This window comes from Acinetobacter sp. WU_MDCI_Abxe161 (assembly GCF_025514355.1).
In the GTDB taxonomy this organism is placed as follows: Bacteria; Pseudomonadota; Gammaproteobacteria; order Pseudomonadales; family Moraxellaceae; genus Acinetobacter; species Acinetobacter pittii_E.
The window spans coordinates 62,180-87,756 of the sequence record NZ_JAHPTU010000006.1 but is presented as its reverse complement, the minus strand read 5'-3'; the positions used below and the strand labels follow the sequence as shown (position 1 = coordinate 87,756).

The 25,577-nt window shown below is 39.3% G+C and carries 21 protein-coding genes; 12 read left to right on the top strand and 9 right to left on the bottom strand.

What is annotated here, in order from left to right:
* Positions 1-259 precede the first annotated feature (259 nt).
* Positions 260-1,117: a putative porin gene (locus KTI78_RS08775; RefSeq protein WP_016142770.1), complete on the bottom strand. Its 858-nt coding sequence runs from the start codon at positions 1,115-1,117 to the stop codon at positions 260-262.
* Positions 1,118-1,325: 208 nt separating this feature from the next.
* On the opposite strand from KTI78_RS08775, the gene prfB reads away from it, so the two are divergent.
* The 5 genes from prfB (at position 1,326) to KTI78_RS08750 (ending at position 6,187) form a co-directional block, all read left to right on the top strand.
* Positions 1,326-2,421 (top strand): peptide chain release factor 2 gene (gene prfB, locus KTI78_RS08770; RefSeq protein ID WP_155237660.1). Its coding sequence is split into 2 segments (ribosomal slippage): positions 1,326-1,397 and positions 1,399-2,421, totalling 1,095 coding nucleotides; the frame shifts between segments, so codons are not numbered across the junction.
* Positions 2,422-2,642: 221 nt separating this feature from the next.
* The gene (locus KTI78_RS08765) at positions 2,643-2,945 is read left to right on the top strand and encodes an ArsR/SmtB family transcription factor (protein ID WP_017399836.1); all 303 of its coding nucleotides are present in this window, start codon (positions 2,643-2,645) and stop codon (positions 2,943-2,945) included.
* A 28-nt stretch (positions 2,946-2,973) separates the two neighbouring features.
* Positions 2,974-4,032 carry an alkene reductase gene (locus KTI78_RS08760; protein WP_262445834.1) on the top strand — a complete coding sequence of 353 codons (1,059 nt, stop codon included), beginning with the start codon at positions 2,974-2,976 and terminating at the stop codon, positions 4,030-4,032.
* Positions 4,033-4,190: 158 nt separating this feature from the next.
* Entirely contained in the window at positions 4,191-5,483 is a 1,293-nt protein-coding gene (locus tag KTI78_RS08755) for a 3-deoxy-D-manno-octulosonic acid transferase (RefSeq protein WP_262445833.1), read from the top strand.
* Entirely contained in the window at positions 5,480-6,187 is a 708-nt protein-coding gene (locus KTI78_RS08750) for a 16S rRNA (uracil(1498)-N(3))-methyltransferase (protein WP_224992158.1), read from the top strand. The genes KTI78_RS08755 and KTI78_RS08750 overlap by 4 nt, the downstream gene beginning before the upstream one ends.
* Here the strand turns inward: KTI78_RS08750 and KTI78_RS08745 are convergent.
* Both KTI78_RS08745 and KTI78_RS08740 read right to left on the bottom strand, forming a co-directional pair.
* Positions 6,167-7,147, bottom strand: a complete 981-nt coding sequence (locus tag KTI78_RS08745; protein WP_224992157.1) for a mechanosensitive ion channel family protein — start codon at positions 7,145-7,147, stop codon at positions 6,167-6,169. The genes KTI78_RS08750 and KTI78_RS08745 overlap by 21 nt on opposite strands.
* A 113-nt stretch (positions 7,148-7,260) precedes the next feature.
* The gene (locus KTI78_RS08740; RefSeq protein ID WP_016142777.1) at positions 7,261-7,836 is read right to left on the bottom strand and encodes a DUF805 domain-containing protein; all 576 of its coding nucleotides are present in this window, start codon (positions 7,834-7,836) and stop codon (positions 7,261-7,263) included.
* A 294-nt stretch (positions 7,837-8,130) separates the two neighbouring features.
* On the opposite strand from KTI78_RS08740, the gene acs reads away from it, so the two are divergent.
* Complete coding sequence (gene acs / locus KTI78_RS08735) at positions 8,131-10,080, top strand: acetate--CoA ligase (protein ID WP_016142778.1); 1,950 nt, start codon at positions 8,131-8,133, stop codon at positions 10,078-10,080.
* A gap of 47 nt (positions 10,081-10,127) precedes the next feature.
* On the opposite strand, the gene KTI78_RS08730 is transcribed toward acs, so the two are convergent.
* The gene (locus tag KTI78_RS08730) at positions 10,128-10,670 is read right to left on the bottom strand and encodes a cysteine hydrolase family protein (protein WP_016142779.1); all 543 of its coding nucleotides are present in this window, start codon (positions 10,668-10,670) and stop codon (positions 10,128-10,130) included.
* 105 nt (positions 10,671-10,775) lie between these two features.
* Between KTI78_RS08730 and KTI78_RS08725 the strand changes: the two genes are divergently transcribed.
* A complete protein-coding gene (locus KTI78_RS08725) occupies positions 10,776-11,189 on the top strand; it encodes an Lrp/AsnC family transcriptional regulator (RefSeq protein WP_262445831.1) in 414 nt (137 codons plus the stop codon).
* Between the two features lie 92 nt (positions 11,190-11,281).
* Here the strand turns inward: KTI78_RS08725 and sfnG are convergent, their stop codons facing one another.
* Together sfnG and msuE are read right to left on the bottom strand one after the other, a co-directional pair.
* Entirely contained in the window at positions 11,282-12,394 is a 1,113-nt protein-coding gene (sfnG, locus tag KTI78_RS08720; protein ID WP_262445830.1) for a dimethylsulfone monooxygenase SfnG, read from the bottom strand.
* Positions 12,395-12,438: 44 nt separating this feature from the next.
* Positions 12,439-13,176, bottom strand: a complete 738-nt coding sequence (gene msuE / locus KTI78_RS08715; RefSeq protein WP_016142782.1) for an FMN reductase — start codon at positions 13,174-13,176, stop codon at positions 12,439-12,441.
* Positions 13,177-13,552: 376 nt separating this feature from the next.
* Between msuE and KTI78_RS08710 the strand changes: the two genes are divergently transcribed.
* Entirely contained in the window at positions 13,553-14,203 is a 651-nt protein-coding gene (locus KTI78_RS08710) for a response regulator (protein WP_002122041.1), read from the top strand.
* Between the two features lie 43 nt (positions 14,204-14,246).
* On the opposite strand, the gene KTI78_RS08705 is transcribed toward KTI78_RS08710, so the two are convergent.
* Together KTI78_RS08705 and KTI78_RS08700 are read right to left on the bottom strand one after the other, a co-directional pair.
* Positions 14,247-15,014 carry a hypothetical protein gene (locus KTI78_RS08705; RefSeq protein WP_262445829.1) on the bottom strand — a complete coding sequence of 256 codons (768 nt, stop codon included), beginning with the start codon at positions 15,012-15,014 and terminating at the stop codon, positions 14,247-14,249.
* A gap of 389 nt (positions 15,015-15,403) precedes the next feature.
* Complete coding sequence (locus KTI78_RS08700; protein ID WP_262445828.1) at positions 15,404-18,901, bottom strand: PAS domain-containing hybrid sensor histidine kinase/response regulator; 3,498 nt, start codon at positions 18,899-18,901, stop codon at positions 15,404-15,406.
* A gap of 180 nt (positions 18,902-19,081) precedes the next feature.
* Here KTI78_RS08700 and KTI78_RS08695 point away from each other — a divergent pair, with 180 nt between their 5' ends.
* The 4 genes from KTI78_RS08695 (at position 19,082) to KTI78_RS08680 (ending at position 24,125) form a co-directional block, all read left to right on the top strand.
* Complete coding sequence (locus KTI78_RS08695) at positions 19,082-19,414, top strand: DUF485 domain-containing protein (protein WP_016142785.1); 333 nt, start codon at positions 19,082-19,084, stop codon at positions 19,412-19,414.
* 1 nt (position 19,415) lies between these two features.
* On the top strand, positions 19,416-21,131 hold the full coding sequence (locus KTI78_RS08690) for a cation acetate symporter (protein WP_016142786.1): 1,716 nt from the start codon (positions 19,416-19,418) through the stop codon (positions 21,129-21,131).
* 166 nt (positions 21,132-21,297) lie between these two features.
* Entirely contained in the window at positions 21,298-21,990 is a 693-nt protein-coding gene (locus KTI78_RS08685; RefSeq protein ID WP_262445827.1) for an ion channel, read from the top strand.
* Between the two features lie 167 nt (positions 21,991-22,157).
* Positions 22,158-24,125 (top strand): BCCT family transporter, encoded by a 1,968-nt coding sequence (locus KTI78_RS08680; RefSeq protein WP_262445826.1) that lies wholly within the window; start codon positions 22,158-22,160, stop codon positions 24,123-24,125.
* 62 nt (positions 24,126-24,187) lie between these two features.
* Here KTI78_RS08680 and omp33-36 read toward each other — a convergent pair whose 3' ends face one another.
* A complete protein-coding gene (gene omp33-36, locus KTI78_RS08675) occupies positions 24,188-25,090 on the bottom strand; it encodes a porin Omp33-36 (RefSeq protein WP_016142789.1) in 903 nt (300 codons plus the stop codon).
* Positions 25,091-25,577: the final 487 nt, after the last annotated feature.

The following is a 25,577-nucleotide window of genomic DNA, read 5'->3' as shown; positions in this document are numbered from 1 at the left end:
GTCAATCTTGCTCAAGTAACCGTACTGTAACCGTGTGCTATTTATGTAAAGTAATTTAATTTAACCAATTGATTTTAAAATATAAAAACATAATGTTTTATTTTATTAAAATTGAGGATATTTTGTGTAGATCATAAAAAATGCTGTAAAAATACCCAATTTTGTATGAGGATGTTACTAATTAAACTTAAAATAAAATGAAAAATGCTCAAGGAAAATTTCCTTGAGCATCATATTTTTAATAGTAAATACTTATGGATTAGAAACGGAATGTTCCATTAATACCAAAAGAGTCAGCATCATCAACAGTTGTGTAAGTTAAGCCTACTGCTACTTGAGGTGTAAAGAATTTCTGAGCGCGAACACTAAAGATTGTATCTGAATCTTCTGCTGTTGAATCTGCAAAAGATGCTCCAATACTTAAAGTAGGATCAAGATAGAGATCTGCACCTAAACGGTAAGTGGTTTCATCACCAATATAGGTTTGTCCTTCAAAATTAGTATAAAAACCCGAAATTTGAGTAACATACTTGGCGCGTAAAGTTACTGCGGTATCATCATCTTCACCAGTTACGGCTACGACATTTGAAAGCGAAGTAATGAAGCCATATTTAGCTGCTTGTAGTGGATCAAAACTTTCAGACAAGTCTGTTACACCAGCAGCCAATAACAAACCATTGGTTGGCAAGAAACCAAATTCTACAGCATAGCCGTTACCACTATCATCAACCGAACCAAAACCATTTGCAGTGACTTCAGTTTTTGTACGGTTAAATGCTCCTGATAAATAGAATGAGGTATTTGGAATAAAGTATTCACCCGTAATCCCTAAAGAACTAAATTCGAGTTTTCCAGAGTCTTCGTCATCTTCTAATTTGCTATAGGCATATCCAAGACCAATATTAGAAGCTTTATTTAAAAAAGCAGCTTCAGCTAAAGGGAAAGTTTTTGCTTCTACTGGATTAAAATAATATTTGCCATTAATTCCGAAGCTATTATTTTCTCCTTCATCCATATCTGTAAATTCATACATTGTACCAATTTCAGTTTGATAGGCATTTGCATTGAAAGCACATACAGCTGTGAAGAGTGCAAACAAAAATTTTGATTTTTTCATGGGTAAAACTCTAGAGTAATATATGTTATAAAGTTATTAAGACTTAAGTTATTAATTTTAATGTATTTTTAACAGATAAATCAATAATATTATATTTGTTTTTCATCAATAAGATAATAAAAATCAATGTGTTTGAGCCTTTTTGTTTGAGTATGGCAAGCTATGCTAAAATAATTGACTGTTTATCTGCTTTTATGGGAACACTCACGTGGAAATTAATCCTTATCTAAACCAATTGAAAGACTTAACTGATCGTAGCCAAACACTACGGGGGTATCTTTGACTACGATCTGAAAAAAGAACGTTTAGAAGAAGTTTTACGTGAGTTAGAAGATCCTGCGATCTGGAACGATCAAAGCCGTGCTCAGGCAATGGCGAAAGAAAAGGGCGAACTAGAAAACGTTATTAATGTATTGGATGGCTTATCTACACAGCTTGACGATGCAAAAGCGATGTTGGATTTGGCTGTAGAAGCTGACGATGAGAGCTTGCTTGAGGATGTTCAATCAGAGCTTGGTGCGGCTGAAGATGAACTAGCTAAACTTGAATTCCGTCGTATGTTTAGCAACCCTATGGACCCGAATCCTTGTTATGTAGAGATTCAATCAGGTTCAGGTGGTACCGAAGCACAAGACTGGGCATCTATGCTATTACGTATGTATATGCGCTGGATTGAACGTCATGGCTTTAAAGCAGAACTTATGGAAGTGTCTGATGGCGATGTCGCTGGTATTAAATCAGCAACGATTCGTGTTGAAGGTGAATATGCCTACGGTTGGTTACGCACAGAGTCAGGCGTACACCGTTTAGTCCGTAAATCACCATTTGATAGTGGTAACCGCCGTCATACTTCATTCTCTGCGGTATTTATTTCACCAGAAGTTGATGACAATATTGAAATTGATATTAATCCTTCTGATGTTCGTACTGATACCTACCGTGCATCGGGTGCAGGTGGTCAGCATATTAACAAAACCGACTCTGCTGTACGTTTGACTCACATTCCAACAGGTATTGTGGTGGCGTGTCAGAACCAACGTTCGCAACATGCTAACCGTGACCACGCATGGAAACAGTTACGTGCGCGTTTGTATGAATTAGAAATGCAAAAACGTAATGAAGCGGCTCAAGCTCTAGAAGACTCGAAGTCTGATATTGGTTGGGGAAGCCAAATTCGTTCATATGTATTAGACGATTCTCGTATTAAAGATTTACGCACAGGTGTAGAAAACTCTAATACAGGTGCTGTTCTTGATGGTGACCTTGATCGTTTTATCGAAGCGAGTTTAAAGCAAGGTTTATAGGAGTCTGCTGAACTTTTAGTTTAAATACAGTTCATCTATGAATATGTAGAACTCTTGGATTTTTAGCGATTAAAACGGCAAAGCAGTTCAGCCTTCGAATGTTAATCGAAAAAATACGATATGAATATCGGAAAAAATAGATATGAATATCGAAAAAATGCGATATTATGTTTTCGAAATGCTGAACAAAGCTTTGTTCGTTTAAAAGACGTGTTGAGCCTATGGATATTGATGCAATTAGCAAAGCCCTTTCCAATCCTCTTCGTCGGCAAATTTTGCAATGGTTAAAAGAACCTGCACATTATTTACCGATTGAAGAATGTGGTGGTAGTTTTGAGAAGGGTGTTTGCGCAGGTCATATTGAACGTTTGGGTAAAGTAGCTCAGTCTACGATGTCTAATCATTTGTCTGTATTACAACAGGCGGGGCTTATTCAGGTCCAAAAATATGGTCAATGGTCTTATTTTTCACGTAACGAAGCTTTGATTCAGCAATATATCGAACATTTAAAACAAACACTTTAAATTATTAAAAGTGTAAGTCGAGGCGATTATGGCTGAACTCAATACTCCTTTAACGATTGGTGATTTTGAAATCAAGAATCGATTGGTCATGGCTCCATTAACGCGTGCGCGTAGTGGTGAAAGCCGAGTACCTAATGATTTAATGGTTGAATACTATCAACAACGTGCAAATGCTGGTCTAATTTTGACTGAAGCAACAGTAATTGGTTCAAAAACTGTGGGTTATGCAGATACCCCGGGGTTATGGTCAGAAGAGCAAGCACAAGCTTGGAATAAAATTATTGAGGCAGTTCATGCTCAAGGTTCCAAAATTGTAGTTCAACTTTGGCATGTAGGCCGTATTTCGCATCCTGAGCTTTTAGATGGTGATATTCCTGTTGCACCAAGCGCGATTCAACCTGCGGGTGAAGTGAGCCTATTACGCCCTAAACGCCCGTATGTAAAACCGCGTGCGCTTTCATTAGAAGAAGTGAAAGAGGTGGTCGCTCAATATAAACATTCAGCAGAATTAGCTAAAGCAGCTGGTTTTGATGGTGTTGAGTTACACGCTGCAAATGGTTACTTAATTGACCAGTTCCTTCAAAGTAATACCAACCAACGTGATGACGAATACGGTGGTCCTGTTGAAAACCGTGCACGTTTATTATTAGAAGTGGTTGATGCATTTATTGAAGTGTGGGGCGCTGGCCGAGTAGGTGTACATATTGCACCACGTGGTGATTCACACGATATGGGTGATGAAAACCCGTTAGCAACGTTTGGCTATGTGGTTGAACAGCTTAACCAACGTAATGTAGCTTTCATTTTCTCTCGTGAATATGAAGCTGCTGACAGTATTAGCCCTAAACTCCGCGAAAAATTTAATGGTGTATGGATTGCCAATGAGAACCTCACACCAGAGTCAGCAAAACGTATCTTGCGTGAAGATCAGGCAGATGCTGTATCTTTTGGTAAGGCATATATTGCTAACCCAGATCTTTTACAGCGTTTAGAGCAAGATTTGCCACTAAACGAGCTTCAACCAACAACTTTATATGCGAAAGGTGCTGAAGGTTATACAGACTATCCAACACTAGAAGCTTCATAAGATTCTTTGAAATGATGTTTTGCTGACTTCATCCATTTCTGAATTCAGTAAATCGCTTTTCTTGTAATGGTAGAGTTTAGGTATCGAAACTCTGCCATTTTTTCTATCTATGTTATATTTTCCCCAGTTTAAAACTTTGATGATTTGAGGCAAACCGCTTGGCGACCCCTTTTTGGTACAACACCGCACTCCATTTATTAAAACCTTTTTACCACTGGCGGATAAAAAAACGTGCAGAAAGCCAGAAACTATATCATCAGGAATGTCTGGAAAGATTTGGGCCGTTTGAAACTCCGAAAAATGTGAGAGCAATTTGGTTCCATGCTGTTTCGGTTGGAGAAACCAATGCTGCACAGCCTTTAATCGAGCATTATCTTAAACTTGGCCAGCCTGTATTAGTGACCAACACAACGAAAACAGGACAGGCACGTGCCAAATCATTATTTTTAAAAGCGCCTTATTTAGATTTATTTCAAGCAGTTTATTTGCCTGTTGACCAAAAACATCTTTTAAAACAATTTTTTGAGTTGTACCAGCCAAAACTTTTAGCATTGGTTGAAACTGAGCTTTGGCCAAATTTAATTGATCAAGCCAAATTACAACAGGTTCCTTGTTTATTATTAAATGCGCGATTATCAGAAAAATCAGCTAAAGGTTATAGCCGCATTTCAGGTCTAACAGCAGGAATGCTGAAACAAATTGACTGGGTATTGGCACAAGATAATGCGACTCGCCAACGCTATGTCGAGCTTGGTTTAGATCAACAAAAAAGTCAGGTAGTTGGAAATATTAAATTTGATATTCATGCACCTGAAGCTTTTATAAATCAGGCTGAGCAATTACAACAACAATGGTATTTGGGACAGCGTAAAGTCCTGACAATTGCCAGTACACATGCGCCCGAAGAACAACAAATTTTAGAAGCGCTTGCACCTTATTTAAAATCAGATCCAGATTTAGTTTGTATTGTCGTACCTCGACATCCTGAACGTTTCGACGAAGTCTTTGAAATTTCCAAAAACTTAGATCTCGTCACTCATCGTAGAAGTATGAATCATAGTATTCATGCCAGTACACAAGTTTATCTAGCGGATAGCATGGGTGAGCTTTGGTTATGGTACGCCTTAAGTCAGGTGTGTTTCGTGGGTGGATCGCTTAATGAACCGGGTGGTGGGCATAATATTTTAGAGCCTATGGTTTTAAATGTGCCGACCGTAATCGGGCCTCGTTACTTTAATTTCCAAACTATTGTTGATGAATTCATTGATGAAAATGGAGTGCTCATTGCCCAAGATGCTGAGCAAGTCGTAGCAATCTGGATGGCATGTTTAGCTGAACCTGATCAGACTCAACAAATGGTTGAGCAGGCGCATAAAGTCTTGCAGCGTAACCAAGGTTCATTACAGAAACATATTGGCGTAATTAATCGGTATTTGGCCGAAAAATCATGAATATCGTTTTGCTAGAACCTGAAGATGTTCAGTCAGAGTTATGGTCAATCCGTTCAAAGCGCCAATTACAGCATTTACGTGAACATCTTGATATTACGGTTGGCCAAAATTTAAAAGTTGGTATTCGTAATGGCGCACGTTATATCACTGAAATTGTTTCGATTAATGAGCATGAAGTTTGTATACGTCCTATTAATGCAGAAGCTGTACCTGCAAAACTTCCGGTTCATTTAATCGTAGCTTTACCAAGGCCCAAAGTTTTACGCCGTTTAATTATGGACAGTGTGACTTTAGGGGTTGAAAGAATTAGTTTGATTCATAGTTATCGTGTAGATAAGAGCTATTGGCAAACGCCATTTTTACAACAACTCGATAACTATGTAACTTTAGGCCTTGAGCAAGCAGGCGATACGATTGTTCCTGAAATTAAAATATACAAACGCTTTAAACCTTTTGTTGAAGATGTTTTGCCAAGCTTAATTTCAAAGGAAAGCCCCGCTTATGTGGCTCATCCTTATGCCGAGCAAAGTATGCCATTCAATATTCCACATGCGTGTAGCGTAATCGTGGGACCTGAAGGCGGCTTTATTCCTTATGAAGTTGATTTGCTCACAAAAAACGGCTGCCAAGCTGTGAGCTTAGGCAACCGTATTTTAAGAACTGAAACGTCTATTTCTTATATTTTAGGTCGTCTCTTTAGTTGATGTTTCTGGGGTTAAAAGTGGCTGGTTGGCAGCCATTTTTAATTCCTGAATTGGGTAAGGAATATTAATATCGTTGTCATTGAAAGCTTGTTTTACTTGAGCTTGAATTGTACTGATAGATGACGACATATCTGTTTCAGTGGTATCAACCCACCAACGTACAGTCAGGTTAACCGAGAAATCTGCCAAAGCTGTAACGTTAACCGAGAAAGCCGGTTGACTGAGTACATTTCGGTCATTATTAAGAATATCTAAAATGATCTGCTTGGCTTTTTGTTCGTCGTCATCATATCCAATTCCGACTACAAACTCGCAGCGTCGTTGTTGATAAGCTGTATTTACAGTTAATGCACTCGTATAAACAGTGGCATTTGGAATAACGATACGGCGTCCATCTGGTGAGCGTAAGAATGTTGCACGAATTTGAATATCTTCAACAGTTCCTTCAAGTGAATTCACCACGATTGAATCACCAATACGGAATGGTTCACTTAATAAAATCAAAATACCTGAGAGCAGGTTTTGAAAAATATCTTTAAATGCGAAACCAATTGCAACCGAACCAATCCCAAGTGCACTCATGAGTTGTCCCGGCGTAAACCCTGGAATCATGATGACGAGTGCAATTAAAAATCCAAAAAATAAAATTGTTGTGCTACCGACACGGTTTAAAACAAGAACCAGATTTTGACGCGTGTAAGAGCGATTTTCTAAGGTTTTACGAACAAAGAATTTAAATAATTTGGTGAGTAGCCAAAAAATAACGAAGACGATAATCGCAATACAAATATAAGGCACACGCTCCCAGAAGCTATCCACGATTTTATCAATGGTGGTATAGGCATCATGATACTTTTCAGTATGGGCTAAAACCGTTTGTGTGGTTTTAGTACCTGCTTCTTGCAAAAGTTCGCCTGTATTTTTTGCAACATCCGTTAAGGAGTTTTGTTCATCAGCCACGACAAGTCTCTATTTAAAAAAATGATGAAAGCGATGATCGGCTTTCATTATAGTAGGAGATAAAATGTGCGCCTACTATAATGAGTTCATCTAAATAATAAAGTGTTTTTTAATTAAAAGTATTCCGTTCCTTTTTGTAAGATTTGTGACGGAGTTTCTATAGTATCGGTACCAGAGAAGTAGTAAAAAAAGCCTGCGGTAGAAATAAGGCTAATTAAAATAGCCAATAAAATAAACCAAGCCATAAGTTTTTCTATAAATGTAGATGGTCGAGCTGGACCATATTCGTTGGGACCCGCTGTACCTGATGCAAGCAGTAAATAAATCATAAAAAAGAACTGAACAACTGGAATGAATAATAGCAAACCCATCCAGCCACTTTTATTTAGATCGTGCAAACGTCGAACAACGAGAACAATATTTAAGTAAATCAGAAATATCCAAAAAGCCCAGACGATCAAGGCACTAACACCAGAAAGAGAGCTATAAAACTCAAAATTAAATAGATTGCTTGAAAGCTGAAAACTTCCAAGAAATGAAGCCAAAATGAAATAGCCCACGAGAGTGACTAAATAAATCAGCCCATAACCGCCTAAATAGCTCATGCGATTAAAGCGCCCATGAATTGAAAACGGACTATCTTTTAAAGGGAGTTGCGGTGGGCGTGAAGAGCTAGTTTGGGCAAACATATTATTTTATTCCTGAGTTGCATATGAGAGACAAAATAATCTTTGTTGATGATCAAAACCATCAAATCTTGAAAAAATTATAAAAGTAAAAGCTATAGACAAATGTTTTAAATCAACTTAATTTTATAAAAATGTTCATAATTTCGTATGCTTGAGTAAGTGGTTAATATATGACCAAAGTCGCATTGTCTAGGCTTTGAAACAGTCATCATACTGAAAAGGCATACAAATAAGATCCAGTAAAATAATAGCCACAGTCTCGAGATGGGATGCACAAGATCAAGGAAGTTGCGTATGAATGAGATCTATCCAGTACCAGAGGAATTTAAAAAGACAGCTCGTACTGTTGAAGCAGACTACTTTAAACGTTATCAACACTCTATCGAGAACCCAGATGAATTCTGGGCAGAGCAAGCTAAAATTGTCGATTGGATAAAGCCATTTACCCAAGTTAAAAATACGAGTTTTGACAAAGACAATTTCAAAATTGAATGGTTTGCTGATGGTGAGTTGAACGTATCAGCAAACTGCCTAGACAGGCATCTTAAAGAACATCCACATAAACCTGCAATTATTTGGGAAGGTGACCATCCTTCTCGTCATAAAATCGTTTCTTATAAAGAATTACACGACGAAGTCTGCCGCTTTGCTAACGTTTTGAAGAAATATGGCATTGGTAAAGGCGACCGTGTTGTACTGTATATGCCGATGGTCACTGAAGCTGCAATTGCCATGTTAGCCTGTGCCCGTATTGGTGCTGTTCACTGTGTCGTGTTTGGTGGTTTCTCGCCAGATTCTTTAGCAAGTCGGATTGAAGACAGCCAAGCTAAATTGGTGATTACTGCAGATTCAAGTCTACGTGCCGGTAAACTCTTACCACTTAAAGAAAACGTCGATTTGGCTTTAGCATTGCCGGGCACAGAGTGCGTTGAAAATGTAGTTGTGGTTTACCGTAATGCCAACCCGATCGAAATGAAGCCGGGTCGTGATTTGTGGTATCACCTTATTATTATGGAGGTTGATGCAAACTGTCCTCCAGAACCGATGAAGGCAGAAGACCCATTATTCATTCTTTATACATCAGGTTCGACTGGTAAACCTAAAGGTGTTTTGCATACGACTGGTGGTTATTTAGTTTATGTGGCTAGTACCTTTAAAGAAGTTTTTGATTTAAAACAGGATGATGTGTACTGGTGTACAGCCGATGTAGGCTGGATTACAGGTCACAGTTATCTCATTTATGGACCACTAGCAAATGGTACTACGACCTTAATGTTTGAAGGGGTGCCTCAATACCCAACGTGGGCACGTCTTGGTCACGTAGTTGATAAACACAAAGTCTCGATTTTATATACAGCGCCAACCGCAATTCGCGCAATGATGCGAGAAGGTGATTCGTTTGTACGTGAAAGTAACCGTAGCAGCTTACGTTTACTCGGTTCAGTGGGTGAACCTATTAACCCTGAGGCTTGGAACTGGTATTACAACGTAGTTGGCGAGGGCCGCTGCCCGATTGTTGATACATGGTGGCAAACCGAAACAGGCGGTATTTTGATTGCCCCATTACCAGGTGCAACAGCCCTAAAACCGGGTTCTGCAACACGTCCTTTATTTGGAATTCAACCTGCCATTGTCGATGGTGAGGGCAATGAACTAGAAGGTGCAGTTGAAGGTAATCTGGTGATTAAAGATTCATGGCCGGGCCAGATGCGCACTATTTGGGGAGATCCGGACCGCTTTATTGAAGCGTATTTCTCGACCTTTAAAAATACTTATTTTACGGGTGATGGTGCTCGCCGTGATGAAGATGGTTATTACTGGATCACAGGTCGTGTTGACGATGTCTTAAACGTTTCGGGACATCGTTTAGGTACGGCTGAAATTGAAAGTGCTTTGGTATCACATGAAGCCGTGGCCGAAGCTGCGGTAGTAGGGATGCCACATGATATTAAAGGGCAGGGTATTTGTACTTTTGTGACTTTGCAAGCAGGCGTTCCAGAGTCGGAAGAACTACGTAAAGAGTTAATTAGCTGGGTCCGTAAAGTACTTGGGCCAGTAGCTTCACCTGACGCATTACACTGGGCACCAGCATTACCTAAAACGCGTTCGGGTAAAATCATGCGCCGTATTTTAAGAAAAATTGCAGCGAATGAATTGGATAGTTTAGGTGATACTTCTACCTTGGCTGAACCTGCTGTGGTAGATCAGTTAATCGCCACAGTTTATCCCGATAGACAAAAATAACATTTTAATAAAAAAGCCCCGATAGGGGCTTTTTTATTGGGCTTTATTTAAGACTTTCCTAAAAAGTCAGCAGTATTTTGTACATTTGCAAATGTACTCAGCGCAGTTAAAAAAGCGGTTTGTACGTCTTCAGCTTTTACAGTTTTTCCGTCATGGCTTAAATCGCGAGTTGCGGTTGCATCTGCAATTAAGATCGGTTGATAGCCAAGTTCTTTGGCTGCACGTGTACCTGAATCAATACACATGTGTGTCATCATGCCTGTAATAACGAGTTGCTCAATTTGATGTGCTTTTAAAAGTTCATTTAAATTGGTTTCTAAAAAACTGTTTGGATAATGCTTTGTCACGATCAATGACTCATCGTGAGCACTAAGTTCAGGGTGAAGTAAAACACCGTTAGTATTTTCTTGAAAGAAGCTCGCTTGTGGTGGATTAATATGTTGTACGTAAATGATGGGCAAGTTTTTCTCGCTAAAATATTGTTCAAGTTGTTTTATTTTTTCTAGCGCTTGCTCTGGCCCAACCAATTCCATTTTGCCATTTTTAAAATAATCATTTTGTACATCGATAACTAATAATGCTTGTTTCATGAGATTACTCTTGTTGATATGAGATACAACAAGATTATTCTCTGCTTGAAAAATCGGCTATAGTCAGATGAAAGCATTACCGCTCGTTTTCTTTCGCCATGAAAAATGAATATTGAATTAGACCCGATCGATCTAAAAATTATTGCATTGCTTAAACAAGATTCCCGCCTCACAAATAAAGAAATTGGGCAACGCGTGCACCGGACAGGGCAGGCAGTGGGTGCTCGAATTGCTCAGTTGATGGATGCTGGGGTGATTAAAAATTACACGATTGCCGTGCAGTATTCATATAAACAATTTATTCATTTGCATTTAAATGAACAACGCGCATTTGAAGAAATTGAAAATTTGGTCAAACAATATGAACAAATTGATGAATGTTTTAAAGTCATGGGCAATGCTTGCTATATGATCGTAAGCCATTTTGAACACATAGCATTAAATGAATTTATAGAGAAACTTTCCAAATGGTGCCGTTACTCAGTTGAAACTGTGATTCGAGAAGTTGAGAAATCTTAAAAAATAAAGGCTCCAAGCCGAGTCTTGGAGCCAATAAATTCTTTATTTTTAATTTATTGTTTTTATTATCTTGCGCTGTTTTAACTGGGGTTTTAGGCTGATTTAGCTTGAATTTCTACCTCCTTTTCCTGTTGAAGTTCTAACTGGCGAACAAGTGGTAGAACCTTTTCTCCAAAATATTCCACCTCTTCAATAAAATGTAAGAATCCTGAAAGAATCAAATCAACGCCTACATTTTTAAGCGCCACAATCCGCTCTGCAATTTGCTGTGGTGTACCAATTAAATTGGTTTTAAATCCATCGTTATATTGCACTAAATCTTCAAAACTTGATTTTGCCCAGTTGCCTTGTTGCTCTGGGGAAGCCGCACCCGCTTCGCGAGTTGCATCACCAAACGCATTTACGGCTTCAGTGTTGGCTTTATCAATAATTTCGTGAAGTACTGCTTTTGCTTCTTCTTCGGTATCTCTGGCAATAATGAAAGCGTTTACCCCAATTTTGACATAATGATTATTGGCTTTTGCTTTGGTGCGAATGTCTTCAACTTGTTTTTGAATTTCTTCGACAGTATTACCATTAGTAAAATACCAATCAGATACACGAGACGCCATGTCGCGTGCGGCACGTGAGCTACCGCCTTGAAATACTTCGATATAAGGCTTTTGCAGAGGTTTTGGTTTAAGTGTGTAGTTTTGGAACTGATAGTATTTACCATCGAAACTGTAGTTATCTGTGGTCCAGATTCCTTTTAGCGTACGAATAAATTCTTCAGAGCGAACATAACGTTCGTCATGCTCAGGCCACTCTTCTCCAATGGCATCAAACTCACCTCTGAACCAGCCACTCACCACATTAATGGCAATACGGCCTTCGGTTAGATAATCAATCGTTGCAAGTTGTTTGGCTGCAAGTGCCGGTTTCCAGGGGCCGGGCAGAATCGCCGCAATGACTTTAAGTTTTTCAGTTTTTGCCAGTAATGCATGACTGAAACTTACAGATTCATGTTGGTTTTCTGCCCCGTACCCCGCCGTAAAACGAATTTGGGTGAGCGCATATTCAAAACCATTGTTTTCGGCAGCCTGTGCAAGTCGAACATTGTAGTCATAACTCCAGTCTGTACGTTGTTCGATGTTACTCACCACAAGGCCACCGCTTACGTTTGGTACCCAATAAGCAAATTTAATTGGTTGTTGTAATTGCGTCATGGTTCACTCTCCCAATTCGTTCTTTTTATTTAGCTCTATTGCGCTTAGGCAACATGCGTTAATGATTTGCCAGACTTGTGATGCAAACGGGACTCTGCCGCATCAAGATCTGGTACAGCTGCTGAAGGTAATACTTCTTCTTGTTCAATTTGCTTGTTAATACCAAGCTCTTGATTTGCCTGCTGTGATTTAGGTTTAACCACCTCAGCACGTTTACCTTTTGCTGGTGCCCATTCTAAAATTGGCAATGCACGTGCTACCGCTAAGGTAATACGATCTGATAATTGCTCGCTTTTCACCGTATATTCAGGAGTAAAGTCACGATCGGTCGCATATACACCAATCGGTAAAGTTTGTGCTTGGAAGAAGCTAAATAACGGTCGAAGTTGATGCTCGAGTACCAGCGCATGGCGATCACTACCGCCTGATGCTGCTAAAAGCACAGGTACATCGACCAACGCAGTTTGTTCAACAAAATCGAAGAAATGTTTGAAAAGACCTGTAAAAGAGGCACGATAAACAGGTGTACCTACAATTAAAGCATCTGCTGCTTCAACTGCTGCAAGATCATCTTGTACGCGCTGTGGAAGTTGGTTGCGATAAAATGCACCCCCTAATAAAGGTCCAATTTCGCTTAATTTAATGAAGTGAACTTTAATATCGATTGCTTCGGATAACTCATCAAGAATGGCTTGAACCAGACTTTCCGTTTTAGATGGGGTATTTAAGCCACCAGAAACGGCAACAATATTTAAAGGTTTTGGTGATGTGATACCAGTCATAATTTGGTTCCTAAGCCTAAAACAAGAGATTAGACTTATTAATCAACAACGACGGTAAACTGTAAAATAACGAAATTGGTCAACCTTATCAGTTTTAAATATAAAAGATAAATAGTGGATTTTTATACTTTATTTTTATATTAACCTATTGTTTTTATTTTATATAATTATAGGTGATATATTTTTTATAATAAAAAGGAAGCTTATATAAAAAACAGATTAATTTTGATTAAAAGTTAAAAAACATCTGAAAATCTTGGCTAAGTTCTACATTTATCAACATTTTGCATAAAAATGGATAAGATGAACGTATCTTTCATCTAAATAGTAGGGTTACAATAGGCCATACTTATGCTCAAGATTACTTTAATCGCTTATGAATATTTTAATCGTTGATGATCATCCTTTGTTTCGTCATGCTTTAATTCAAGCAGTACGTTATAGCCTGCCACAGGCACAAATCCATGAAACAGCCTCGGTTGATGAGTTTTATGAGCGTTTGGAAAATGGGGCAGAACCTGATCTAGTATTACTCGATTTAAATTTACCGGGTGCTTCAGGCTTTTCGGCTCTGGTTTATGTAAGAGCACAGTATCCATCTATTCCGATTATTGTTGTTTCTGCACATGAAGAAACTTCAATCATTCAGCGTGCAATTGCTCATGGTGCGATGGGTTATATTCCTAAGTCGGCTCATCCAAGTCATATTGGCGAAGCGATTCGTCAAGTCTTAGAAGGTGATATCTGGTTACCACCTAACTTGCCATCTAATCTTAACCTTGACCCAAGAGCAGCAGATGAAACTGCTTTAGCTGAACGTATTCAATCTCTAACACCTCAGCAATTCCGTGTTTTGATGATGGTTGCGGAAGGTTTGTTAAATAAGCAGATTGCATACGAGCTTGATGTTTCAGAAGCAACGATTAAAGCCCACGTAACGGCTATCTTTAGAAAATTAGGTGTGCAAAACCGTACACAAGCCGTATTGGCTATTAGTGCACTCAATATTGAAGATAAGAAAATCTAAAAAGAAAAAAGACCTCGATTGAGGTCTTTTTTATGGGTGTCATTTAAGCAAGGCAATCTTGCTTAGGTGTTAGGCTGTCGCAGTACAACGGGTTAAGTGCACATTGCAAATCATCAATTTGTTCTTGAGTCACATAGCCTTTCATTTTTAAATATTCAGCCACACGGTCATCACGTAAGCTTAGGAAGGCTGCATCATAAACACCTAAATCAACAAACAGAGCAGCTGTTTCTAGGCTGTTGAAACGATCCAAGAAAATATCATTGCCATACATCAAGAAGATATGGTCAAGTTTTGCTTTTTCATCAACATGTAGTCGTTCAGCAAGTTGATGTGGAGGTGTCTTAATAAAGAGCAAGTCAGAAAGCTCATCAAACTGAGTCATATCTAACTGGTTTTCGCCGAGTTTGACATGACCAAGCCAAGCTTTGAAAACCAAAACCGCACCGCCACGGAGTAGCATGCTCCAGATTTGATGACGTGTGTCATGGTCAAGATTTTCACTTTCAGCACTAAGAACTTTTAAGAAGTTTTCTTCTTGTTGTGCCAATTTATCAAACAAGCCTAGTCCTTGCGGATGATAAGCCGCAGGTGCAAATACATCAAAATTTAGGTCGTGGAATACATTGAGTGCGAGGGGGACAGCAGACTGATAAATTGTATTTAACGCTTTGATATGTGCTTCATTAAGTTTGCTGTGAGGGAAAATACTTTGCCAATCTAGTTCAGGAAGTAAAGCATTGGCACTGTATTGACGATAAAACTGTTGAGACGAAAGTTGGCCTTGTGGGCTGTTATCAGAAATATTCATGGCAATTGTCCTTTGCATTAATTCGTGAGCAGGGGTGCTTAATATGGAAATGGGTTATAAAAAATATCGGTACATAGAATAAATTGGTTTTGAATATTTATGTGTCATGAAGAATGCAAGTAGAATACGACTAAAGTCGTATATGGTTGTTTTTATATAATTATAATTTTAAAAAACAGTTACTTATGAAATTGTAACTAAGTATACAAGTGTTCACTTACAAAAAAGGTGGGCTTTGCCATAGAAAAAGAGCTATTGGAAAGTTTAGCCAATTATTTAATAAGCAAAAGTAGACTTTTTGAGCAGTTCTGCCTATTGGCTTAAATTAGACCTATAATTTTTGCCAAAAATCTCTCCCAAACTTACTAAGGCGTTGGGAGAGAAAAAAATTAATCTGTTTCACTGGCAATTTTAAGACCCGATAACCATGCTCTTAAAGAAGCGGGTTTAAGCGGTTTTTTAAGTAAAACGATATTCAGTTCTTTCAATTGTTGAGGTAACTCTGGATGGGAGTCTGCTGTAATGAGGGCAACCGGAACATCATGTTGACGATTTTGCAAAATAAAATCGACACCGAGTTGGTTGTTATTTAAATGCTGATCGATAAGCCAGACTTGAATATTCTCTTTTTGAATAATTTTAAATGCTTGTTCGGGTTCAGTGGCTTTAAAAACCTCGTAGCCCCATCGACCTAATAAGCTACTCATGCCCTCAAGAATTGTTTCATCATTGTCTAAACATAAAATTCGATAGGCTTTAGTTTTTAAAGGCACTGCTTGTACGGTTGGCGTGACTATTTTTGGAGCTGCTACCACTGGAACCTCAATCATAAAGCAAGAGCCTTTATCGAGTTGTGAGTAGACATGAACCGGATAATTCAACAAACCAGTCATACGCTGCACGATAGCAAGTCCCAAACCTAAACCTTGCTCACCCCAAGGTGATAAATGTCCACAGCGTTCGAATTCTTGAAATAGTTTAATACGTTGCTCTTCGGCAATTCCGGGGCCTGTATCCCAGACACCAATTCGAATATGACCAGGTTTTTGAGCAGAACGTAATACACCAACAATCACTCGGCCTTTGGCTGTATAGCGCAAAGCATTACTTACAAAGTTTTGAATAATGCGTCGAATCCACTGTGGATCTGTATCAATCCAGAACGATACATCATGAACTTTTAATGAAATATTTCGCTGTGCAGCAATTGATTTGAACTGGAGTTCAAGATCGCTTAATAAATCGTGTAAAGGATAAGGCTGTCTTTTGGGTTGTATGGTGCCGCCTTCCAAACGTGCAATATCGAGTAGGGCAGAGAGCATACTTTCTGCGCCATACAGAGCACGGTCAAGTTGCTGCAAAGTTTGACGATCTTCTTCAGTTGCGATGCTTTGTTCAAGAACCGTACTAAACAAACGAGCAGCATGCATAGGTTGTAATAAGTCATGACTGGCCGCTGCAATAAAGCGGCTTTTCGACATATTGGCCATATCGGCTTGTTCGCGTGCAAGCTGTTGCTCGCTTAAGGCGTCGGCAAGTTGTTGTGTTCGATCTTTTACGCGTGCTTCAAGTATTGCCTCATTCGCACGGAAAGCAGTAATGTCGGCAAACGTTGTAACGAAGCCTCCACCTGAAATAGGATTACCACGCATTTGAATAACGCGCCCGTCTTTACGGATTCGTTCAAATTCATGCGCACTTCCGACTTTCATCCAGTGTAAGCGTTTACGAACATGCTCTTCGACTGAACCGGGGCCACATTCGCCGCGTTCAGCGTTATAACGAATCAGATCGGCAATTGGACAACCCACATAGACTAAATCTTTAGGGTAGCCAAACAATTTTAAATATTGGTTATTCCAAGCCACCAAACACATATTTTTATCGACCACACTTACCCCTTGGGTCATGTGGTCAATCATGGTCATCAGCAGGTTTTGATTAAACCGTTGCCATTGTGAGGCTTGGTCTAAAATATTGGCGACTTGGCCTAATGCCAAACCATTGTTAATCATTGCTGTCGTCAGCAACGTACGTGCAGAAGCAGCCCCGATAATGCCAGCTAGATATTGCTCGGTGAATCGCCACCACATGCCATTGGCAATACTATTCGGATTGAGTGTGAGATGATTTTGCTCACAAAAGTTCTCAAACGCTTGTGTTGTGGGTTGCTCACCCGTAATTCTTTTAGCAAGGGCGAATAGATCGCCTACTTTTAAACGTGCAGCATCGTGTGGTAAATAGGTCAAATCGGTAGACGTATGCGGTGATGGCAAAGGCTTAGTTTCATAATAGAAAAAGCTTTCTGCCTGTATTTGTTCTGCCACACTTGGGCGGTAAAGTTTAGAAATCCAGATATATAAAACAATATTTAAACCAAGTGACCAGATTACGCCGTGTGTAAGTGGAGCAAATGATTCAAAACCAAAAAGTGACTCTGGACGTAAGGCATTAATTCCAAAAGGCCCAAAAAGTAAAATACTTTGAGCTGTGTCCTGATAGATCTCTGGCAAGCTACGTAAAATCGTTGGAAACAGTAATGTGTAACTCCACATTAAGAATCCAACAATAAGACCAGCATAGACACCTTGGCGACTTCCGCCTCGCCAATACAAACCGCCAATGAGAGCAGGTGCAAACTGGGCAACCGCACTAAATGCTAATAAACCGAATACTGAAAGTTGATTAATATCATTAAAGAAATGGAAGAATAAAAAGCCAAGAAGCATTACTGCGACAATACTAATACGACGGCTAAATTTAAGAACTTTCGGTAAGTGTTTATCGTGTCGTGAAAGTAATTTGAACCGCCACAGGGCAGGCATAATCAAGTCGTTACTGAGCATGATAGACAAGGCAACAGATGAAACCAGTAACATGCCGGTGGATGCAGAGAACCCGCCTAAAAAGGCCAATAGGGCTAACCATTCTTGGTTATAACTCAATGGTAATGAGAGTACTGCAACATCGGGCACTGTTAGGAATTTTGGCGCTGCATGTAAAGCCCAGCTTGCAATCGGGATAATAGCTAGAATCGTTAAAATGAGATAAGCCGCAAACCATTTACGTGCACCGCGAATATGCTTTTCATCGCGTAATTCAACAACAGCTACATGGAACTGACGGGGTAAACAGATAATCGCTAGTCCTGCCAATAATGTCTGAATCCAAAAAGTTTCAGGGACCCCAAATAATTGAACTTCCTGAAAGGTTTGGTTTACGTCGGCTGTAACTTGAACTAAGTTCGCGGGTGCTTCAAAAATAAAAAATAAAGCGACACAAATTAGCGCGAATAATTTTACAAAAGATTCAAAAGCGACAGCTAACATGAGGCCGCCATGCTGTTCGGTGTTTGCAATTTGCCTTGTACCAAAAATCATGGCTAAGATTGCAAGGACACTGGTTAAAAGTAAAACGCTATTGGTGGTCGTATGAATATGAGCATTCTGCTCCAATATGACTGATGTACTTAAGGCAATTGCACGTAACTGTAGGGCGAGGTAGGGAATAATCGCAATAACTGCCAAGATCGTGACCAGCGATGCCAAGACGCCACTTTTTCCATAACGTGCAGCAACAAAATCGGCAATTGATGAAATCGCGTGATGCTGACGCACTCGGCCTAAGCGTCGCCAAATGTCATAACCAAACCAGACAAATAATAGTGGCCCTAAATAAATCGGTAAGAAAATAACACCTTCTCGGACGGCAGCCCCAGTTGCGCCGTAAAATGTCCAAGATGAGCAATAAACACCTAAGGTCAAACTGAACAAGAACATGCGGCCACGTGTACTTAAACGGCTGGCATGCTTTTCACCAAAGAAAGCACAAATAAATAAGAGTGCGATATAGAGGGTGAGTACCCCGATAATCAGCCAGCTGTTCATATGACCCACATGATTAAAACCTTATGCCTATCATACCCCAAGCCGAAACAAAGCTATAAATTGATTAAATTTTAACGACCAAAGTCTAAGTTACGAATTACACATAATTTTGGTAGTTTTAGGCTTAGAAACTACTATTAAAATGGCGGCCACGGTTGGCAGCATGTAAGGAGTTTGGTTATGGATCAAAGCCAAGTAGAAAAGATTCTACACAATCCAAAGTTTCAGAAAATGGTCAAGAAAAAAAGTGCATTAAGCTGGACGCTCACAATCATTATGTTAGTGCTTTATGTGGGCTTTATGCTACTTGTTGGCTACAACAAAGAATTTTTGATGAGTTCATTTAGTGGTGGTGTAACGACATGGGGGATTCCACTAGGCTTAGGAATTATCGTTTTATCTTTCCTACTGTGTGGCGTGTATTCCTATATCGCAAACAATACCCTTGACCAGTTGAGTGAAGAAGCGTTGAAGGAAGTTGAAGCCATCACGCATGAGAAAGGATTACACTAATATGAAATGGAATTCATTAAAAGCGAAAGCCTTATTGGCAGCAGCATCGCTATATTCAACTGTTGCTATGGCAAGCCCGGACTTAGGTGAAGCTGAGCAACAAGCCACCAACTGGCATGCCATCATTATGTTTGTCATCTTTGTGGGTTTCACTTTATTTATTACCAAGTGGGCGGCAAAACAAACCCAATCAGCACAAGATTTCTATACCGCAGGGGGCGGAATCAGCGGTTTCCAGAACGGATTGGCAATTGCCGGTGACTATATGTCAGCTGCATCTTTCCTCGGTATTTCCGCGATGGTATTTAGTTCGGGTTTTGATGGCTTACTTTATTCTCTTGGATTTATGGTAGGTTGGCCAATCGTTTTATTCTTGGTTGCAGAGCGTTTACGTAACCTCGGTAAATACAATCTTTCAGATGTAGTGTCATTCCGTCTCGAAGAAAAACCGGTCCGTACCTTAGCTGCCTTAAGCTCGCTTGTTGTTGTTGCATTTTACTTGATTGCTCAAATGGTAGGAGCGGGCCAGCTCATCAAATTACTATTTGGTTTGAACTACAATATCGCTGTCGTGATCGTTGGTCTATTAATGATGGCATATGTGATCTTTGGTGGCATGTTGGCAACGACATGGGTACAGATCATTAAAGCGGTTATGTTGCTTAGCGGTGCGACTTTCATGGCATTCATGGTGATGAAAGCGGTTGGTTTCAGCTTCAGCAACATGTTCACTCAATCAATTGAAGTATTCAGTAAAGTTCATAGCGTAAGCTTTGAAGAAGCTGCAAAAATTATGGGTCCGGGTAAACTTGCCGCAAACCCGATTGATGCATTGTCTCTTGGCTTAGCACTCATGTTTGGTACAGCGGGTCTTCCACATATTCTTATGCGTTTCTTTACTGTAAAAGACGCAAAAGAAGCGCGTAAATCAGTTGTTGTTGCGACAGGTTTCATTGGTTACTTCTATCTTTTAACTTTCATTATTGGTTTCGGTGCGATCCTTTTCGTATCAAACAACCCACAGTTCCTTGATGTTGCGAAAATGGCAGTATCAGGCAAGCTTGAGCTTGTTGGTGGTAATAACATGGCAGCCGTGCATTTAAGTGACGCTTTAGGCGGTGACTTATTCATGGGCTTCATTTCAGCAGTAGCGTTCGCAACGATTCTTGCTGTTGTTGCTGGTTTAACACTTTCAGGTGCATCTGCAATCTCACACGACTTATACGCTAACGTATTCAAAAAAGGTCAAACGACTCCCGCTTCAGAACTGCGTATGTCAAAAATTGCGACACTTGGTTTAGCAATCTTTGCCATGATTTTGGGTATCTTGTTTGAAAAACAAAACGTCGCTTTCATGGTGGGCTTAGCATTCTCTGTGGCATGTTGTGCGAACTTCCCGATCCTTGTTCTTTCAATGTTCTGGAAAGGTTTAACCACTCGTGGTGCGGTAATTGGTGGTGTAGTTGGTCTTGTAACAGCAGTGGTACTTATTATTCTGTCTAAAGCAGTTTGGGTAGATACCTTAAAAATCTCTGATACACCAATCAACCCGTTCAACGGCCCTGCATTATTTGCGATGCCATTATCATTCCTGTGCTGTTGGTTCTTCTCGGTGACTGATAACTCTGCACGTGCTAAAAAAGAGCGTGCTGCATTCGATGCCCAATATGTTCGTTCAATGACAGGTATCGGTGCTTCTGGTGCGTCAGACCACTAAAATCAATACTAATAAATATCTCATTAAAAGCCCTTAGGGGCTTTTTTTGTTTATCTTATATACTGAGATGAAAGAGCTTTTTAATAAAGAACAACTTGTTTATCCTATTTTTTGTACAGTATGATTTTCTATAATTCAAAATATAACGAAAAAGGAAAATAATTAAATGCGCTCTATTATCGAGTTCTGGGCGAGCTTTCGATTGCTACCTTCTGCGTGGCTGTTGCTGGTTCAGTTTGTTTTATTGATCTTAGCTATGCTGACTTTTAACGATGCCTCTTATCGAACTCTCACTTGGGCGTTAGGAGTACTTGCCTTACTCATTATTGCCAAAGTGATTCGCCAAACCCCAATGTTTAATTTTCTGGGTCTAAGCTTTGTCAGTGGAGCGATTATATCTTCGGTCTTTATTTTATTGGGCTATAGCAATTTAGCGATCCAGATATTTGCTCATAGTTGTGAAGCGTTAGCTTATTTTTCGGCTGCGTATGGTTTATTTCGTTATATGTTTGCTGACCGATATTTAACAAGGGATGAATTATTTGCAGCCGCTGCAGTTTTTACTCTGCTTGCTTGGGGCTTTGCATTCCTCTACAACATTTGTCAGTTATTAATTCCTACTAGCTTCCAAAATCCAAATAATGCTCATCATTTACAGACGTGGTTAGATCTACTCTTCCTGAGTTTTAGCTTACAGTCAGCGACAGGCTTATCTGATTTAATGCCGCTTAGTCCGCCAGCACGCGTTTTAGCGATGTTACAAATGTTTTGCGGCGTGATGTATCTCGCTTTGATTGTTACACGTTTGATTGCTCTACAGTATATTGCTCATCCGCCAAGGAGAAATACCGACAAATAAAGAAGAGGGTGTTTCAATTTGTTTACACCTTTGTAACTGCAATATTATTTAAGTTTATTTAGAGTATTATCGGCTTTCTCTATTGAAAGATTTAAATTGGTTCATTCCGTGAATATCTCTATTGGCTTAATGCCTGTCACTTTTCATTAAAATAACATGGAGGAGTTATGCCTTCCAAACAACCAGGTTGGTTCGCAAACGTTAATCCTAACGTATTTTTTGGTACGGTCATTATCATTGCCTTATTTTTAGCAGTTGTGGTGATCGCCCCGAGTTCCTTTGAACTTCTAACGCAGCAATTAAAACAATGGATCACCGATTCATTTAGCTGGTTTTATGTTTTATCTGTTGCCTTCTTTCTCATTTTATTGATTTATATCGCCTGCTCATCAATAGGCCGGATTAAGTTAGGGCCTGACCACAGCCAGCCTGAATATAATAATGGGTCTTGGTTCGCCATGCTGTTTACAGCAGGGATGGGAATCGGTCTAATGTTCTTCGGGGTTGCCGAACCCGTCATGCATTATGTTAATCCACCGAGTGGGGACGCCCAGACTATTGATGCAGCTCAGCAAGCACTCAGAGTAACCTTCTTCCACTGGGGCTTACATGCATGGGCAATTTATGCAGTAGTCGGATTGGCATTGGCTTATTTTGCTTATCGACATAATTTACCCTTAAAGACCCGTTCAGCACTCTATCCGCTCATTGGTAAAAAGATTTATGGACCATGGGGCGACAGCATCGATATATTCGCGACCATTGGTACGGTATTTGGTGTAGCGACTTCTCTCGGGTTCGGTGTAACTCAGATTAACTCTGGTTTACATTATTTGTTCGGTGTTGAGCAAAGCACCCATATTCAAGTTTTACTCATTATTTTTGTGAGTATCTTAGCTTCCTTGTCTGTATTCCTAGGTCTTGATAAAGGGGTTAAACGCTTATCAGAGCTAAACTTAGTCTTAGCCTTAATTTTATTAGCATTCGTTTTTATCGCTGGTCCAAGTATCTATTTACTTCAAACCACTATTCAAAACACTGGGCAATATATCTCTAATCTTTTTACCATGACATTCAATTTATATGCTTATCAGCCAAATGGATGGATTGGTGGTTGGACAATTTTGTACTGGGCTTGGTGGATTTCATGGTCACCATTCGTGGGAATGTTTATCGCAAGGGTTTCACGTGGTCGTACTATTCGAGAGTTTATCGTAGGAGTTCTGCTCATCCCGACAGGTTTTACGATTATCTGGATGGGCTTTTTAGGAAATGCTGCGTTATTTAGTATTATTCATGAACATCAAACCACTCTCATTCAGGCTGTTCAGCAAGATTCCTCAGTTGCACTATTTGAGTTTTTAGGTCACTTGCCATGGTCAGGTGTCATGAATATTTTGGCTACTATTTTAGTCGTTTTATTCTTTGTAACTTCTGCTGACTCGGGAGCATTGGTCACCGATTATCTAACAGCAAAAACTGAAAACTCACCTACTTGGCAGCGTTTGTTCTGGACGGTGCTGATGGCTCTACTTGCCATTATCTTATTGCTAGTCGGTGGTTTAGCCGCGTTACAGTCTTCAATTATTATGAGTGCATTGCCGTTTACTGTGGTCATGCTTTTAATGAGTTGGGGATTGATAAAAGCATTGCATCTTGATGTCACCAAAATGACAGCCATTCAGGAAGCACGCATTACTCCACGTGCTATTCATAATCCACGAAGCTGGCAACAGCGTCTCGGATTAATCATGCACTATCCTCATAGTGCAGAAGAAGTAAGAGAATATATTGAAAAGCAAGTAAGTCGTGCGTTTGAAAATATTAAACATGAATTTAGACGCCGTCACTTAGAAGTTTCAATTACTCAACTTGAAGATGGAATGCAACTTCGGGTCGATCACCATCATGAAATTAATTTTATTTATAAAGTTGTTTCACGTGAAACAGTGCCGCCAAGTTTTTTAATTGGACGTACTGAAGCTGAAGATGGGCAATATTTCCAAGCTGAGGTCTTTTTAAGAGAAGGTGGGCAAAACTATGACGTAATGGATTGGACTCAAGAAGATTTAATTCAAGACATTATTGATCAATATGAACGTCATTTATATTTCTTAAATATTGTACGAAGTTAATATTTAGCTGTAAAAAAAGGACTCAAATGAGTCCTTTTTTTTAATTCGATTTCTAATTTAAATTAGAAGCGAACTTTAGCATTTAAGCCGATAGTTTGTGTATCGTAGCTAGACTTTTTAACGTCAGCTTTCATGTACGATGCACCAACTGCTACAGCTGGAGTAATGAAGTAGTTTACGTTACCACCCCAAGCTTGACGGAATTCACCAAGGTCATTGCCTTTGATGTCAGCTGAACCATCGTTACCAATGAAAGACGCGCCAACGCTTAACTTAGGAGTTAAGTAAAGGTCAGTTTTTAAACCATATTGGTTTTCTTGACCGAAAGCACCAGCAGCTTCAAAACCGATTGCCATGTTAGTTCCATCGATTGGACCTACATATTTAGCACGAGCTGTAACAGCATCTTGGTCGTCTTGGATCGCAGCAGTTTGGTTCACAGCAGAGTAGATACCGTTGCTGATGATGCCAAAGTTGTCTAAAGCGAATTGGTTAGCAACGCTTGTATAACCAACAGTCATCAAGAAGTTAGGTAACAACATAGCACCAACTTCTAATGCATAACGGTCACCGTTGTCATCACGAGAGATAGCGTTTTTACCATCAACATCAGTGTGGTTATAAGTTGCGCTAGCGTATACAGGAAGGTAAGGAGTAGGAACGTAAGCCTCACCTTTAACACCGTATGTACCAACGTGGTAGTTTAAACCGTTGCTTTGGTCATACTGTTGGTAGCTATAACCTAAAGATACGCTAGAAGCTTGGTTCAAGAAAGCTGCTTCAGCTAAAGGACCTTTAGCGGTATCAACATTTTTTAAATAGAATGTACCAGCAACGTCACCAGTGAAGTTTTTATCATTTGCAGTTGTGTCAACGTATTCAGATTGACCTTGAACTTCAAATTGATAAGCATGAGCACCGGTCATGGCTAATAATACAGCAGTGGCTAAACCAAGTTTTTTCATAATCATTTCCAGCATTAACAAGAGATAAAGCTGGGGTCATTGTATTGTAACAATTTATGAAGTCAATAATGTAGGAAAGGTAATGTTAAAGATATTTGACACTTATGTTAAAATTGGTGAAAAACTAATCAAATGAAAAGTGAATTGTCAACCTGATAAAAAAATGAACATTTACAATAAGCTAATAATTATATTTCATTATGAATTAAGAAGTAAATATTAAAAAGATATTACAATTGCAATTGGAAAAACTGATTATATTGATCGGTTTTAACATTAACAAAAGTATCGCTTTGTTTACAAAGTGAGTAAAAAATAGCCATTTTATTATCTAATTTGTTTTATTTTGAGGAATAGTTAACAATATTTAGATTAGTTTAGCTAAAAAATTTAACTATTCTTAATTATTATATAAGTGAATAAAGTAAAAGAAATCTCTATTTTAAGTCAAAAAAACGATTAAAGTTTTAATTCTGATTAATTTAAT